Below are 17,431 nucleotides of genomic sequence, written 5' to 3'. Positions count from 1 at the left end.
TGTCTATGTCATTAACAACGTTTAGCTGGATGATGCATGGCAACGATGAAGGGCTGGTGGATGATAAGCGTCAAATCTCGGTTAACTGGGTGGTGCCAACGGGCGAAATAACCGCAGGTGATGCACCGCCAGACGGACAGACGGTGATTGACACCGTCGGTTCTCTGCTCTGGCCCTGGCAGATGCGCATTACCGGCTGGGCATTGATCTCTGAGGGAAAATTGACGCTCGTCACGCCAGTTCCACCCACTACGTTGACCGATCCGCTGGGTTTACAGGAAAAGATGGCGGACGAAATCAGGCAAAAGTGCAGCCGTTGTCAGCAGCCGTTTTCCGCCGACATTGCGCTGGCACAGGCCAGTCCTGGTGAAATCAGTCTGCCGCACCTGTTTGCTCCCTTGACGTTGTTACCGGCCGGCGTGAGTCAGGATATGCTGGGGATGACCCGACGTTTTACCCTCAACGATTCAACACGACCTGATGCCTGTGCTCCGGAATTCATCATTACTCATCACGGCCAGGCTATCGTTTTCAGTCCAGTGGGATCCATCACAACGGACGATATCGTGACGATTAGCTACGAGGCGAAGACGCAGAAAGAGGATGAACCTTACACAGGTTTGCCTGCGTTCACTGTCGTGATGCAACCGATCAAACCCGCCGTTGACGTGACGCTGACGCCGACACTGCAGAGTGCCGAGCGAACGGAAACGGGGATGCGTGCCTGGCTGGCCGATGCGGTTCTGGCACCGCTGCCGATGTTGGCTCAGGTACTTGCCACCAACACAAATGATGATGAATGGAAGATAGAAATTAAGAAACACCAACTGCTGAACCGTACGCTCGGCCCCGGATATCTGCGTTCTGATACCCGTAATAATCCGATTCAGCATTTCTGGTTCTGGGATCGTCTTCAGGATAGCAATCCGGTGGTGATTCCCTTAGAGGAATGGGACGATAACGACAGGGTCTGGGGAACCCTCCGGGAGGCCATTAATCACGCCGGGGCAGGTGAACACCGGCTATTGCAACCCATTGCCGACAGTAACACCCTTCGCGACTTTGCGCTAAACGTAGGGATGATGTTAAGTACCGCCGATGGCCGACGGATAATGATGACCTCATGGCTGGCTGCTGTGGCGGTGAATTATGCCAGTCATCCGGCAGGCACGTTTGGCGACTGGTATCCGTTGATATCGCTTCATTATGCAGACCACAGCATTGCGCAATTGCAGGCGAACTGGTGGTTTTACCATCTGTCTGAATCAGCACCCGCAGCAACAGAAACCCTGCGCACCGGCATCGAATTCTGGATTGCGGGAGAGATGTCACCCCAGGTCGCCGTTCTCAGCGACCGCTATCAGGAGATGCTGGCTCTGCTGGTGGAATGCAAAAAACCTGACGCGCAGAATGCCAGCATCAGTGCAGCCTTTCAGGTACTACAGCAGCATTTACAGTTGCCGGGTACGCAACAGGTCAACAGTCTCGGGGAGGAGCGCGATTTAGCGGTTGAGGTTTGCTCGCCAGCCGGAGCCTATGACGATCGGGACATTCGCGGCTATGCCGTCGCCATGGCGATGGGGAAAGAACAGATCGTACACAAATTAGGCTGCGCATGGCTGACGGATACGGCGCTACAGGTGAAAGTTCACGGAAAATGGACGCCGCTCGAACAGCGCTTTAGCGACACCGTAGGGGCTACCATGCAAAACGGTCGCAAAATGGTGGCGTTTGCCTATTCTGGCGCACCGCTGAGTGGCGCAGTGAGCCTCAAAGACGGCGTCGACTGTCTCGATTTTGGCTGGCCTGAAGATCCGAAAGAAAACTCAGATACCTACACCTCCCCGTGGCGCCTCCCTCCGTTAGCCTATGGTTTTCGCTACTGGGTAACAGGAACGGCAATCGGCAATGGCGGACAGGTTTTGGGCAAGCACTTTCAAATCAGTGGCAACCCGTGTGAACTCAAAGAGGCCAGCAAACTGAATTTTTTACCCGGTGAGGATGAGAAGGCGAAACCGGTTGCGGGATATCTTTATCTGTGCCGGGTTGCGCCGGGTGCCGTGACGCTTCAGTCAGCAGAGAAGGCCGTTGATCCGTGGCTAATGGAAGGGGAATCCCGCGCCTGGAATCAGACAGGTTTAGTGGCAGGGAGCAAACGTCCTCGCGTTGCTGTTATTTGCAACGATAAACCCGGCTGGAACGGCAGCGCGCTGAGGAGCGTCACGCTGACGTTGACCCCTCCGGATGCCACAGAACAGGTTCTGACAAGGTGGATGGAGGCCGATATCAGTCAGGCATTGCTCATACCTGACCTCAAGGAAAGTCAGAAGCTCAAAGCCCTGCGCACCACGCTAACAGGTAAGCTTCGCAAAACGCCGAAAAATCGGCCTGAGGATCGTGTCGATCTCCCACGCCATCCTGCCGTTCGGGCCATCGGGCTGAGTGTGGAGTTTGATGACGGCACAAGCAAAGTGAATACCCTCGTTGAACCTGATTATATGGCAGTCAGAGGTTTTTTAACGCCAGCCACACTTCGTGTTGAGTCGGGAACGTCGTCAACCGTCGTGGTCAACAAGGGCGAGATCGCACTCACACTGAAGCCCGGAACGATTGCCACGGTGACCGTCTGGTCGCTGGTACCAGAGCGATACTTTACGTCTGAGAAAGATATCCGGATGGCAGACCTGGCCATCGACAAGACGCAACCACTGTGGAGCGGGGAGGCGTACCGTGGGTTCTCACCTGTGGTGCACCTGTTTGAATGTTTACCCGACGCAGGCACTCTGCTTAAGACCACGAATGAGGCGTTGGAAGCAATTCAGAAACAGCTCAGTTTCGCGACGCAAGAGTCTGATATCCTCGCACATCTGAAGGTGGAAGAGGGGTTCGATGCAAACTGGCTGAAGGGGTTTCTGGTGCAGCGACACGAATGGCACTGGACGGGCTATCCACTGGCGTTACCAAAACGACTGGATGACAACACCCAACTCGAGCAGTGGGCCGAAGCGTTCGCTGGTACCTCGTCATTACGTGAAACGCAAAGTCATATTCTGCAAACCAACCGCGCGGCACGACCGACGGACTGGCGTTTTGGTTCTCTTGCTGAGCCGGCGATACTGTGTCGCCTGCGATTGCCGGGTTATCACGGTGCGCGTTTTTTTGCCTGCATCTTGCGCCCGATCCTGCGTTATCGCAGCTGGCTGGATAGCAAGGTGGTCCGGGAACTTGAGAACACGATTGTGGCTAAAGGGACCGTTGTACCAGCGCGGATCAACTGGAACGATCCGTCACTGCGACTCGGCCCGCCGATCATTCAGGACACCATTCCGCTGGTTCGCACGGTGATGGCCCGGAAGAAGGAAAATCTGGCGGAGATCCGTACCAGCGCAAATGGTGCGCTGGTATGTCTGAATGACGCGCTGTGTCGGACGGATTCGTTGACGCAGTACAGCGGCGTCGGTGAAACCTTCGACATTGATCTCGAAGCGACCCGTTATGCTACCGTGAATGAAATTGGCCCCAATCCTGTCTTCCACGCAGGGCCGGATCAGGGTGAGGATGAGGCGAAGAAACTGACGCTTTATCTGCCTGACAGTAGCTGGTTCACCCAACTGGGCGAGCCGGTCAAGCCTGCACCCGTGATGAACTGGGGAATTGAGGTCGGTCGTCCCTTTGGCCTGACCTTTGACACCGACAGTAATGCGAAAGTGGCGCAGACGGCCATTATTGTCCGTCCGACAGGCCATGACGTTTTTGCTTACTGGATAATGGCGAAGATTCGCATCCGTCGAATGCTCGACCCACACGAAAAATGGACGCTCAGCGATGAATTCCCCCTCAGCGCGGATGGGCAGAGTTGGTTACTCGGACGCCGGGAAGAGGGTGACGATCGCGTTCCATTTGATTTCGTCGTCGAGGTTCCTCCTGGCACCGATTTTCTCCTCACAATGCATCTCCCCGGAGGAAAACGACTGGAAAAACAGGGCGATGTAAACGACTCACGCCGTCTGCTGTGCAGTTGGCACAAAGGTCAGTGGGGCAAAACGGCTGAAATGCTCTGGGGGTTGCAGGTGATCGATCAGGTCATGGCCTTTGGTAGTGAGCAATGGACCACCGCTAAGCGTTATTCGCCGTGGGAAACCACCGAGGCGACGACCGGGTTGCCGATAAAATCTGCGCTGCCCGTGGCGTTGAAAAACGCAGGGGATTGTCACGCCCGCCGCCTGTTGCTCAGCGACTACGGCGAGTCGCACTGGTTGACCTTTATTGGTATGCCGTACCGCCATCTGGCCATTTCCCGGCAGTCCTTCCGGATGGCGATTGAGGCCGAGTACGATCAATCGCTGCCAAATCATGAACATGCCATTACGCTAACCCGTAGCAGCGAGATACAAGCCAGTGAAAACATTTCCCGCGATTTGTTGATTGAACCCCTGGAACCGATTAAGAAAACCGGGACAGGGGAAGAGGAGCAGCCTTGTATCAAACCGGGGGGAGGCACCTTTCACCTGTTACTGGTGTTTGAACCTGTTAATGACGTGGCGGCACCGATGCCCGGCCAGCAACTGGGGAGGCTGACCGGTGTTTATTACCCGCAGCGCGATCCCATAACGGATAAAACGCGCTATCCGCAACTGCGCTTCCATTCTTATATGGCCGATTCGCCGATAAAGGACAACTTGCCCGATGGCTCAATCGGTTACATCTATAAGTTTCAATATACCGACTGTTTGCCAACGGACTGGACGGCCCTGCAGGCGCAGCTGTTTCCCGAAAAGAATGCGGATGGCTCAGGTGAAGAGGCGAAGGTTCGCTGGTTGCCTGAAATTATTGGTCCCATTACCACAGCACCGTTGCCTGCACACGATGGTAACTGGCCGAAGCCCAATGTCGTGCTCAAGACAAAAGAGGGGAAAGAGAAGTCTTTCAGCCTGAATGTTGATGAAGATCGGGGATGGCGCTGCCAAAAAACAAAAGAAACCGGGGTGTTTGATACGCTCAGTTGGGCTACAGACTTGCTTGGTGGTCTGTGCACCCTGCTTGACGGCGATCAACTGGCGTTGGTGGGGGGGGGAGGACGACTCATCGCAACGTTCACAGACTGGTCGCAGAAAAAGGGCGATGTGCAGACCTATGATGACAGCGGCCAACTCCGAAGTGAGCGCTGGAGCTGGAGACTAAATCCATAAATGGCAATGAAAAGAGAGTACGGTGGCTCTCTTTTCGTGACAGTGTCACTTAGACCAGCGGTTTCTCAGGTAACTGACGGCCTGCTGGGCCTGCGGTTGGTTGAGATTGTTCTCTCTGAACAAAATCGTGCCGCTGATTTGCGGCATTGATTCATTTAAATCGAGCTGTTTCTTCAGTTCCGGAACGCCGCCGTTGACCGTCCAGTCCGGTTCATTGCGAGAGGGCTCACCGACCTTATACAACGCAACACCAATATAGAGCCGTGTTTTTGTCGGTTTCACGACGTCCGCCCACCATTTTGCCAACACATCATAACGTGCCGCATCGCGGGAGAAGGGCCAGTAAATTTGCGGGGCGATATAGTCCAGCAGGCCTTGTTGAACCCAAAGCCGCGTGTCAGCATACGATTCATCATAAGCCGCAGCGCCACGGGTATCCGATCCGGCAGGATCGTGCGAACGGTTACGCCAGACACCGGCCGGACTGACGCCGAACTCCACGTCCGGATTGATCTGTCTGATCGTCCGGGAAACCTGTTCAATGAGTCGTTGGGTGTTATGTCGACGCCAGTCTGCTTTTGAGCTAAATCCCTGGCCGTAGCGCCGGAAGGTCTGGTTGTCGTTCAGCGCAGAACCGGGGGATTCAGCATAGAAATAGTCGTCAAACTGGACGCCATCTACCGGATACCGTTTCACCACTTCAGCCACGATACTGGTTATCCAGTCACGGGCCTCCGGGATCCCAGGGTCGAGAACATAGCGGTCACCGGCGGTACGGATCCAGTCGCGATGGAGGACAAACACGCTGGCTGGCTGAAGCGACACGGTACGGTTCAGTTCGTTCACCGTTGACGGTTTCACATTGGTGGAGACGCGATAAGGGTTGAACCAGGCGTGAACGCGCATGCCACGTTTATGCGCTTCATCGAGCATGAACTGGAGCGGATCGTAGCCCGGATTTTCACCAATCTTCCCGGTGAGCATATCCGACCACGGTAAAATAGATGACGGCCAAAGGGCAGTGCCATCCGGTTTGACCTGGAAGAAGACGGTATTAATACCCAGTGACTGTAAATTATCGAGTTTGTCTGTTAAGGCCTTCTTTTGCATGGCGATCCGCGTGGTGGCGCTACTGACATTCACGGACGCCACTGGCGGCCAGTCAAGCCGGGAAACCGTCGCCAGCCACACGCCGCGAACAGGCTGGTTCAGTTTTTGCGTTTTATACGGCGATGTCGGCGTCGATTTTGGCGGCGTCACCAGCGAAACAGGCGGTTTTGATGAACAACTTGCCAGAAAGATTGTTGCGACAACCAGCGTACTGATTTTTTTAACGCGAGACAGAGAGAAAACGGCACGAGAACAGATATCCATATAGGCCAGTCATCCGGTTAACACAAAAGAGAAATTATTTTGTTCCTAATCGACGTTAAGTCAAGCCGGAGAAGGGGTGAGACGGACAATAAACAGGCTATCGGAGAGGAATGATTTGTTCAACTGCTAAAAATGTTTACGAATCACCAGAACGCATCTTACTGAGTATGAATGAAAACCAGAGCGGTCCTGAAGGCCAAAACAGCAGGGAATGGCTCAGGCATTGGTACAGTGCGGTTGGTGATATTGTATTTAACTTATGTTGATGGTAAACATGGTTCATGGGGGTGAAATCAATTAACTATCTGCTTTTAAATGCCTTTAATTCTTTTTTCATGGCTGTGACAGTTTTTAACTTCATGAACTAACTTTAATGTGGTCAATTTGGATAAGTGTTGAACAGTTCAGCCAGGTACTACTTTAACTGATAAAACCGATGGTCTTCCCGACTAGAAGTTGACTGAGAATATCCTTATCTTTGTGGTATTAGCGTATCGTACAAAACCACGCCTTAAAGGAATAACTCATGTCAGGTTTCATTCGCGACCCTCTGAGCGATATACAGCTCATTGCCGATAACTTACGAGATCGTTACAAAAGCGGTTTTCCCGTACTAAAAGAGATCGTTCAGAATGCGGATGATGCCAGAGCTGCATCACTGCTACTCGGCTGGCATGAGGGGCTTAAAGATGCGGAGCACCCTTTATTACGTGATCCTGCCATTTTCTTTGTCAATGATGCAAAGCTGAGTGATGCCGATGCGAAGGGAATTCGATCAATAGGCTTGGGGAGCAAAGCTGGTAATCAGCATGCAGTCGGTAAGTTTGGGCTGGGAATGAAAAGCCTTTTTCATCTGGGGGAGGTCTATTTTTATGTCGGTAGCGACTGGCAGGAATATCAAGGACAGTACGCTAAAGCCGATGTAATTAACCCGTGGAGCGATGAACGGCCTGACTGGGAGCATTTCAGCGACAACGATAAGCGTCTGCTGCAAAGCACAATAGATTCCATTGATCCTGGTTTATCGTCTAAAGCCTATACGTTTATTGTCTGGATCCCGTTACGTTCGGAGTCCATTGCCGCTGCGCGGGGTGAAAAATACAATTACATCATCAATAGCCCCGATTTTAAACGTAGCACACCTTCATTTATTACCGATCCCCGCCTTCCTGTACAGCTGGGGCATCTATTGCCCATGTTAAAAACGCTCAAATCTGTCTCCGGATACTCGGTGACATCAGGCAGTACAACGCCGCTTTTTACTGTGCAGTTACAGGATGGCTCTGGCAGATGCACTTTTCCGAATACCGGACAGGAACAACACTGGCAGGGGAAAGTCTCCCTGCAATCCGGGCAGGGTAGCAACTTATCTCCTCTTAGTTACGTTGGCGTTGAGACGATGCTGGAGTCTGCGCCTTTTTCGCATCTAAAAGCCCATCCATTCTGGCCAATTAGCTACGGGCGCGACTCCTCAGGCGCAGAGCAAAAAATTGAGGACAAAACAAAACCTCACGCAGCGGCGCTATTGGTTGCCAGAAAGTTGGAGGATGAACAAGCGACGCTTACCGTTCGTTGGGCGGTATTCCTGCCACTGGGCGATCAGGATGTTTCTCAGTCGAAGCAAGTGTTTGTAACGCACATCGCCGGGAATACCAGCTTTGAACTCATTCTTCATGGCTACTTCTTTATTGATGCAGGACGCGTTGGTATTCACGGTCGACAGAGTATCGGTGAGGATACTCCCCTTGAACCCAGCTCTGAGGAGAATGTTACACATGAATGGAACCGCTTGCTGGCAAATGAGGGCACGCTGGCACAGATATTAGCCTCTGTTAGCCTGGGTGCTGCCCGGCTTTCGCTGACAGCTGAGCAGACAATGGGGCTGAGCGCAGGATTACAACGCTATTTTAACAGTAGTGAAGGAAGCCGTTATCAGAATTACGCCACTGCGAAATCTCAGTGGATTTTCCGGATGCAGCCAGGCGAGCGAAGCCGCTGGTTGCTCATTGCAGGGCATCAACCCACGCGACCGCTTCCAACCCCGGTATCTGATGATTATGACCGCGTCTGGGATACGTTACCCGAACTGAAAATACTTGCTGAAGGCTATGCATTATTTGAACAGAATAAACCCAATATTCTGGCATCGCAGAATATATGCTGGACGGGTGAAGAGATTGCCGCACTTTTGAAGTCCGTTCCCCCACACGTATTTGAGTCTCAGACCCAACTGGGTTATCTGAATACCTTCCTCGGGAGCCTTCCTGAGTCGTTTCTGAAGAATAACGAGCGTTGCCTTAATGCCTTGATACGCCTGGCGAAATACGTCATGGCGGAAACAAAATTACCGGCGCTATCCGGGAACAAAGCCGCTGTCTGGCAGTTTCTCTGCTTTATTCCCGAGACGTTTCGCTGGGTATTTTTGATTGAAAGGGACGAACAACGTTTATGGGATACGCTACCGGTCATCGGGATCGGTCGGGTGATTGTTCCAGCCTGTGTTGTTCCCGATCGCGAACGTGGCACAGGTACGCTGAATGTTGATGATGCAGAAAAATGCCTGGTCGCGATTGCCCAAAGCACCATTCAGGATGAGCGGAAAGAGAAAGCTTCGCTTGAATTTCTCTCTGCGCTGACACCATTCGACAGAGATGAAATACTTAAAAAACGCGATACGATAAAGCTATTCAGGGTTTATCGTCCGGGGCAATCCAGGGCGTTTCTGGAGTCCCGACGGACGCTCCAGAAACTTTTCCAGCAGCGCCGCTTATTCCGACGCGGTGAGGTCGGAAACTATCAGCTTGGCGAGCCTCTCGAAAATGCCTTAGCGGATAGTCAGGTTGTCTTCATCAATAAAGACGTAAACGACAAGCTGTTTAGCGGCAAAGTCACCGTGTGCGACACGCGGGCAGTGCTGCATTTACTGGAAAGCAGACCGACGCTTGCAGTTGCAGAACGGCGCGCTGAATTAGCCTCGAAGCTCCAGATTGACCAAGCGTTAAGCACCGAAGAACAGCTTGCCGTGCGGTATTTACTTCATGCCAACAAGCTGGATATCGATCCGTCCTGTGAGCTCTGGTCCGTTGTCCAGGAAAATCCAGTCTGGTCCTTGCTGCATAAAGCTACGCTGGCCAGTAATGAGGACTGGCATATCATTCCTTCTGCTCTTTCTCGCGCCCTTAGGTTTAGCTACCAGGAAAGAGAGCGTATCAATCTTAAAGAGATGGATGCCCACAATGTACTGGAGGCACTTGGCGAGGATATCCTGGCCGTAGATTTTTCTTCGCTGGTGCATACGCAGGAATATGCGGAGGAGATTCTGCGTTACATTGAAGATGACTCCATCTGGCGAAAACTTCCTCTTCACAAAACGGTCAGCGGTGAATTTGTAGCCATTACAGACCAGTGTGCGCTTTACAGTGACTATCCGCTTCCGGAAAAGCTTGCACAATCGGTCATCTGGATTGAACGCGCCTTGTCGCGAGAGGTTCAGAAACAGCAGGACAACTTTTTGCAGGGGATTGACGCGGACAAGGCGATTGCCCTCGCTCTCGGCCAGCAGATGCCATCACAATACAATCGCTTTATTATTGAACAACTAAACCAGTCCGGTAGATTGCCAGGGCTGGTCGAACTCAAAACAAAGCCCTGGCTACTGGCCAATGGCCGCCCAATAGCACCTGCTTATGTCATTGCCGAGCAACCTGAAAACTGGCGCTCGTGTTATTTGCTGAGCAAAGAGAGCAATCAGATTTTCTTCGCTGGACAGATAGACTCCGCCAGTACACATGATCTTGCCCTGATTAAGCCACTTTTGCTAAACAGCGCGGATGAGATCGCTGCCGCTGCACTGAAAATAGCGGCAATTACGCCGGGTTATCAGATTGGCCAGTGCCAACCGACAACGGAAGTGCTGAAACAAGCGGCGAATTATGCTGACGTCTTTAGCTCTCTCAGAGGCTGGAAACTACTCATTGAGTGTTTTAACTTTTCCAGCGAAGGCGTTATTCCGCCAGCTAGCGCGGGAGCCCTAACAGGAAACCAGGTTGATGCCGACCAACTGGTGCAGGCGCATGAGCATCTGGTCTCTCTGGGCATCCCGGCAGAGGAGGTTGCGCAACTTCGGAGAGCCCTGCTCACCGCCATATGCGCCACCTCTGCGTCGCGTAATCTGTTGCCAACATTAACATTGCGCACCCAGGCGAACAGCTACGTGAACGCAACACAGCTCTGTTACGGCGTTATCGGTGCAGCAGGGAAAACGTTGGTCCATGAGCAGGACTGGCAAATCATCAAATCAGCGCTACCGGAGAGTGTACAAGAGTCTTCAGCGTTCGAATCGTCCATCGGTCTGGCTGATAATACGGCCTTTTTGGGCACGGCTAGTATTCTGGAATCCTATTTCTCTCAATGGCACAGTCAGGTCACTAATGGGTTAGCGGTCGCGGCCAATATGCTGTTGATGTCCGGCACTCCGGGTGTCGAAAGCGTGAGTATCCCCTATCTTGGGCAACATACTCCCGATGATCTTATTGGCAAAATGGGGGAAAACTGGAAGGTACTGACTTCTACTCCGGATAATCCTGTGCTCTTTCCGGGGAAATCGCTTCGGCAGGCAGTCTCCTCTATGACGTTTTCTCTGACCCAGTTTGAAGGTGACAGGGCGACGGTTCACTCGATCATGAACACCCCGATCGAAATTGAACTGGAATCCGACGCCCGGACGTTGTTCATCTGGGAAAGACACCGTTTCGCAAGTTCGACAAAAATAGGACTCATGCTACGCAAGCTGCCGGTAATGGAGATGGGGGAGGAGCGTCTGCTTGAAATTCTCAAGCAAAGTGCCGAGTTGCTGTTAGAAAAAGTCTACGGTCAGCGACTCCCACTAGACCATATATGGGGTAAATTCACAGGTGCCGAGCAGTTGGATATTTTGACAGCCAAAATAACCATGCTCGACAGTATCGTGTATCAGTTAGAAGAGCTTCGTCTGCATGATGCGCCACTGGCAACGCTGATAGCGGGATATTACCGGGCACGCGATCCGGAAAAAGGGCGCTTCAATGAAGTTGAACGTGCTCGGGCACTTGAGAAAATTAGCGCAGAAATTGAGCGTCGAAACGACCTGCAGATAGCAATTCTGGAGGCTGTGCGCCATAAAATCACCCAGGCACAGTACCATCCGCAGAGTATCCCCTTCGAATTATTCCAGAATGCGGATGATGCGGTCATCGAACTGGCAACATTGGGTGTTGGAACGGATGAAATCAATGACCGCAGTGTGTTCAGAGTGCGATCTGGTCACGGTGAACTGCAATTTTTTAACTGGGGACGAGAAGTTAACCAGTTCCGGGCTGCGGGCAGCTCGATTGATGGTACAGAGTTCAAATTTAAAACCGATCTGGAGAAAATGATTGCCCGGAATCGGTCGAATAAAGATGAGAAAACCACCGGTAAATTTGGTCTGGGCTTTAAAAGCTGCCTGCTTGTTACCGACAAGCCGCATATCGTTTCAGGGCGTCTGGCTGTTCAGATTGAGGGCGGGATTTTACCCAAAGTCAGCGAGGATCATGATGCCTTGTTCAGGTTGGTACGGGAGGAGCGCCTTGAGGGAGTGTACAAACCGACGTTGGTGTCATTACCACTGCAGGAAAAGTTTACTCCTGATATCGTGCTCCAGGCTTTCAACCGACACGTCGCACTACTGCCGGTCTTTGCCAGACAGATTCATACTATTCAACTCAACGGCGAGTCGTATCACTGGAAGCCAAAATCCAGCGAACTCATTGAAGGCTTGAGTTTTGGGTCAGTGCGGGTTTCATCCTCAAAACGTAAGAGTGATATGACTATTGCGGCCCTGAAAACAGAGGCGGGGAGCTTTGTATTCCGCCGGGGAGCGAAGGGCCCCATTCCATTAGGAAATAATTACAGCATACCGCGTCTCTGGAATCTCGCACCGCTTCTGGGAGAGATCAAACTCGGCTTTGCGATCAATGCGAATTTCGATGTGGATATTGGCCGAAATCAGTTGGCGATCACTTCGGCTCATAACCGGCAACTCTTCACTCTTCTTGGCGGTAAGCTTGCGGTTTTCCTAGCACAACTATTCCAGCGCAGCCAGCAAAACTGGCGGGCGATTAAATCCGAGTGGGAACTGGATGATGAGACTGACTTCGTCACGTTTTGGGGAAACCTGTGGCAGGTGCTGCAGGAGAGCATTCCCGGCGTAAAAAGCCAGGCTGGGAGTGACAACGATGTTGATTCTTATGCTGATTTGATTCTGCAAATGTTCAGCGCTGAGGCTGGAGGGATCTTGTCGTTCTATCACTCACATAAAGCGCTGCCCACCGATATGAGCGATGCATCAGCTCCTCTTATCTCGATGACGACAGTAACCCACCGGGCAAGCGAATTACTGAGTAATATTTCTTCACAGGTTTCAGGGCTTTCAGCCTTACAGCGCTACTTCAAGAATGAGCAATTGGTAAGCTATACGGTAGGGCGTTCCCTTATCGATTTAGGCCTGCTAGTTCCTGCACTGGAACTGGAGACATTACTGGACGAAGAGCTGGATGACAGCTACCTATCACCGTCTAAAGCCGCACAGCTTCAGCCAATTTTTGATGAAACCTTTGATAACCTGCTAAACAAAGAGAAGGCGACTCAGGAACAGGTTGAACGATTCAAAGATCGATTGGCGAAAGTGACCTTATTGATGGAAAACCGTGCCCGCCGACCGGTTAAAGAAACACTGTTGCGACAGGTACACCCTCTCTCTGAGGATGAAAATTTAGTCATCGATTTTGCTCCACAATCTTTCATTTTGTCGTCTCAGTATAGTGACAATGATATTCGATTTATCGAGAGATGCCGGCGTGCTACCCGGCCATACGATGCAAAAATACTGGCTCAGTGGGCGAAGTTATCGGAGGTTGAATCTGACTCCCGCAAACAAAAAGCACTGTGCCGGTATCTTGTTAGCGGGTTGCACGGTGAGGCGCTCGCCGATGGCTTCAAAGCGACACTCGCTCCTCATTGGCTGTTTACTATCGATGTCCAGCATTTGCAAAAATGGGGCTGGAAGAAAAAAGATATAGATATCTTCCGTAACGTTCGTATGGTGACGGACAATGAACGTAACAAACGAATAAATGAGCAGCTCATTAAAGAAGGTCGGTCATCACTGGGCTTAACTGAGGCACTGGAGCGAATTTATAATTGGTGGGAGAAAGAGGCTCCAGAACGCACAGTGTATGAAAGCCAGCTTTATCCAGATGGACAGTTTGACTGGTTAGCTATTAAAGAGGATGACAACCCTGAACGTTTCAACAAAGCATGGCTCCAACTGCTGTTTTTAGGCTCCTGCCAGACTCTGGGACGTACTCGGGAGTATCAACATCGTGATGCGCTGAAATACTTTAGTCAGCAAAAATGGTGGGATGTTTTCGTTCGTACGGATAATGCAGATGATTGGTTTGAGGTTATGGATCGTTACCTGGCTAAGTCCATCACCGGTGAGGCGTACCGGGTATGGCTGCAGATACTGCCGCTGTATCGTTTCTCCAGTAACATGACGGATTATATTGATCTCTTTTGGTCAGCAAAATCGGGGTTGCCGAATATTAACGACCTTATCCGGCCAGGAGAGACTGCAATGTTGTCCGGTAGCAATTTTGCGCCACCCGAGTTGAAATCAACGCTTGGCATCGGAGTGAATTTTATCTTACGTGAACTATGCCGCCATAATGTTTATGAAGATCACTCACTCGCCCCCCATTGCTATATGGCCTCTGCTGGGGTCCGAGATTTGCTAAGTAATCGGTTACCGGAAGGGGGATTACAGCTGGATTCAGCCTCTGCGGAATATTCAAAGGCAATTCACGCTTTTCTCTGTCAACACATGGGTGAAGAAAAGGCCACGTTTAACGGTGCTTTTGATATTCCGTTACGCGTCCTGGCCAGAAGCGAAAATCGAGAGTGCCTGGCGGATATTCTGAAAATTGGCAGCTGGAACGAGAAAAATGATGAGTGATGACGAAATTATCTTAAGTGTAGGCAGCCAGGTCAGACATCCTCGCTTTGGGATTGGCGAGGTGCAACTGGTCCGAAATGGAACTGCGCTGGTCCGGTTTGAAAGCGGTTTTCAGGAACGCCCGGTTAACGAGCTTGAACTCGTTAAAAGTTCCATTGATGCAATCGCCGAGGGCCAGTTTGATAACCTCCGTGAAGTCATTGCCCGCTGTCAGGCACTGGCGATTCGCTCGATCAATGATAGCTGGGGAGTCTTTTCGACGTCACGTATCAACCTGCTGCCGCATCAGCTATGGGTATGCCACAACGTTCTGCGGAAATGGCCGGTTCAGAAATTAATTGCAGATGATGTTGGCCTGGGAAAGACCATTGAAGCCGGTTTAATCTTATGGCCGCTGATTGCAAAAAAGCGAGTGCGGCGTTTGCTGGTGTTAACACCGGCTTCGCTGGTATCGCAATGGCAGGAACGACTCCGTCTGATGTTTGATATCAGGCTGACGCTATATTCTCCGGATATCGATACGGAACGTTCTGATTACTGGAATACACACGATCTGGTCGTGGCTTCATTGCCCACATTGCGCAAAGACAGCCATGGCCGACATGATCGAATGCTTAATGCCGAAAACTGGGATCTGTTGATCGTGGATGAAGCCCATCATCTCAACAATCAGGAAGATACGGGTGCAACACTGGGCTATCGTTTTATCCAGAACTTAATAGAGCATAATAAATTTGAATCACGGCTGTTTTTCACCGCTACGCCCCATCGCGGGAAAGACTACGGCTTTTTCGCATTGCTGCACCTGCTGCGACCCGATCTGTTTGAACCTAATAAAGCGGCTGACGCTCAGCTTCAGAGCGTTAAACAAGTCGTCATCAGAAATAACAAGCAACAAGCCACTGATATGGAAGGGAATAAGCTGTTTAAACCCGTCCAGGTCGGTTCCAGAACGTATATGTTCTCTGCCGTCGAACAAGCTTTTTATGACAAATTAACCAACTTTATTCTAACCGGCCAGGCTTACGCATCCTCTCTGACGAAAGTCGATCAGCGTGCCGTTCAACTTGTGCTGATCGCGATGCAAAAACTTGCTGCCAGCTCGGTTGCCGCAATTTACGCGGCAATCAGTGGCCGTATTCGTCGACTAGGAGACAGTAAGCTTCGGTTACAGGACATTGGGCAGGCGTTATTGCTTCTTGCTGAAGAGCTCGAAGCTCCCGAACTGGATGACCATTACGTCGAACTGGAAGAAGAGTACGCCAGTGTGTCGGTACAGGTGGCACTCATGGAGAATGAGCTGCCAATGCTTGAAGAGCTGCAGCTCCTGGCCTCAGAGGTTCAACAGGAAACAAAGATCCAAACGCTAATTGATGTGCTTGAAAATGAATTCAAGAACCGAACGGTTGTCTTCTTCACGGAATATAAGGCTACACAGGCACTTATCGCCAATACTTTACATCAACGCTACGGCTTTGGTTCAGTCGGTTTTATCAATGGAGAAGGGCATCTGGAGGGTATTTTTAATGAATCTGGAGAGCGCTTCAGTTGGACGATGAACCGCTATGATGCTGCGGGGAAATTTAAAGAGGGAAGCATCAGATTTATTATTTGTACCGAAGCCGGTGGGGAAGGGATCGACCTGCAGGATAATTGCTATTCCATGATTCATGTTGACCTTCCATGGAATCCCATGCGCCTGCACCAACGTGTCGGACGACTTAATCGCTATGGCCAACGTCAGCAAGTAGAAGTCATCGCTTTACGCAACCCGGACACCGTAGAGTCAAGGATCTGGGATTTGTTAAATACAAAAATTGAAAACGTTATGCGCTCTTTAGGCGCTGCCATGGAAGAACCGGAAGATCTGTTACAGCTCATTCTTGGTATGACGGATAAAGGCTTTTTCAATGCGCTTTTCTCAGAGGGATTTGCTGAGGACCCTGAGAGCTTAAAAAAATGGTTCGACTCCAGAACGGGAACATTTGGCGGACAGTCTGCCGTGAGTGTGGTTAAAAATCTGATTGGTCATGCAGAAAGGTTTGAATATCAGAATCTCGACGAGGTGCCCAAACTGGATCTTATCAATATGCAGGGCTTCTTTGACAACATACTTAAGCTGAACGGACATCGCCTTGAGATGAGTGACGAGGGGCTAATGAGCTTTAAAACGCCAAAAATCTGGAGTAATCAGTTTGGCATCAGGCGCCGGTACGATTCTCTCTCATTTGACCGTTCAGTGAAGGATAAAAAAATTGAAATCCTTGGAGTCGGCCATCCCATTTTCGATAAAGCCATAAACCAGGCAGAGCAATTTGATGCCACAGCGGCTATTGCAAAAGGTATAAAGGCTCCGCTATTCGTATATTTGCTGCGAGATCAAATCACCGGTGATAACGGCAATCAGTCATTTACTATTGTTGGTTTGAGTGCAGGCCCAGAATTCAAACTGCTTATCAATGAAGAACTTATGCTTGAACTTTCCAGACTTTACGAAAAAATCCCCAGAAATGTGAGAGATGTTTTCTGGGATACAGAATATCTGTTTGACCACACGTCGTGCCTTTCCGAGACGGAAAAGGAACTTGAGAAAAGGTTACCCATAATGAGCCTGCCATATGAGCATATCACTTACTCGTTGATAGCGACTTTTTTGCCATATGAAGACAATGAGACAAACTCTGCTCACTCAGGCTAGACCCGCAACTTTCTTTCGACATTAGTTGACCTACTTTTGTTAATGATTAACTATGTACTCAGTTTACTATGGTGCGTTAGGCGGAGAAGGGCTGATTTTGAACCAAAGCGAGACTTTACTATTTTACAAAAGCCTCCA

Annotated in this window: 4 protein-coding genes; 3 read left to right on the top strand and 1 reads right to left on the bottom strand. The window is 50.8% G+C overall.

Annotation, left to right across the window (positions count from 1 at the left end; all coding sequences use genetic code 11):
* Positions 1–5 precede the first annotated feature (5 nt).
* Positions 6–5,189 (top strand): hypothetical protein, encoded by a 5,184-nt coding sequence (locus AL479_RS21030; protein WP_061077506.1) that lies wholly within the window; start codon positions 6–8, stop codon positions 5,187–5,189.
* A 45-nt stretch (positions 5,190–5,234) separates the two neighbouring features.
* Here the strand turns inward: AL479_RS21030 and AL479_RS21025 are convergent, their stop codons facing one another.
* Positions 5,235–6,563, bottom strand: coding sequence for a glycoside hydrolase family 10 protein (locus tag AL479_RS21025; RefSeq protein ID WP_061077505.1), 1,329 nt, complete (start codon positions 6,561–6,563; stop codon positions 5,235–5,237).
* A gap of 526 nt (positions 6,564–7,089) precedes the next feature.
* Between AL479_RS21025 and AL479_RS21020 the strand changes: the two genes are divergently transcribed.
* Positions 7,090–14,595: a sacsin N-terminal ATP-binding-like domain-containing protein gene (locus AL479_RS21020; RefSeq protein ID WP_061077504.1), complete on the top strand. Its 7,506-nt coding sequence runs from the start codon at positions 7,090–7,092 to the stop codon at positions 14,593–14,595.
* Positions 14,585–17,293 (top strand): DEAD/DEAH box helicase, encoded by a 2,709-nt coding sequence (locus AL479_RS21015; protein ID WP_225851856.1) that lies wholly within the window; start codon positions 14,585–14,587, stop codon positions 17,291–17,293. The genes AL479_RS21020 and AL479_RS21015 overlap by 11 nt, the downstream gene beginning before the upstream one ends.
* Positions 17,294–17,431 lie beyond the last annotated feature (138 nt).

This window comes from Citrobacter amalonaticus, assembly GCF_001559075.2.
GTDB lineage: Bacteria > Pseudomonadota > Gammaproteobacteria > Enterobacterales > Enterobacteriaceae > Citrobacter_A > Citrobacter_A amalonaticus_F.
This window is presented reverse-complemented; position numbering and strand designations above follow the sequence as displayed.

Excerpts from the sequence above, each read along its gene's own strand:
- AL479_RS21030 (WP_061077506.1), top strand. The coding sequence starts at position 6 with ATGTCATTAACAACGTTTAGCTGGATGATGCATGGCAACGATGAAGGG.
- AL479_RS21025 (WP_061077505.1), bottom strand. The coding sequence starts at position 6,563 with ATGGATATCTGTTCTCGTGCCGTTTTCTCTCTGTCTCGCGTTAAAAAA.
- AL479_RS21020 (WP_061077504.1), top strand. The coding sequence starts at position 7,090 with ATGTCAGGTTTCATTCGCGACCCTCTGAGCGATATACAGCTCATTGCC.
- AL479_RS21015 (WP_225851856.1), top strand. The coding sequence starts at position 14,585 with ATGATGAGTGATGACGAAATTATCTTAAGTGTAGGCAGCCAGGTCAGA.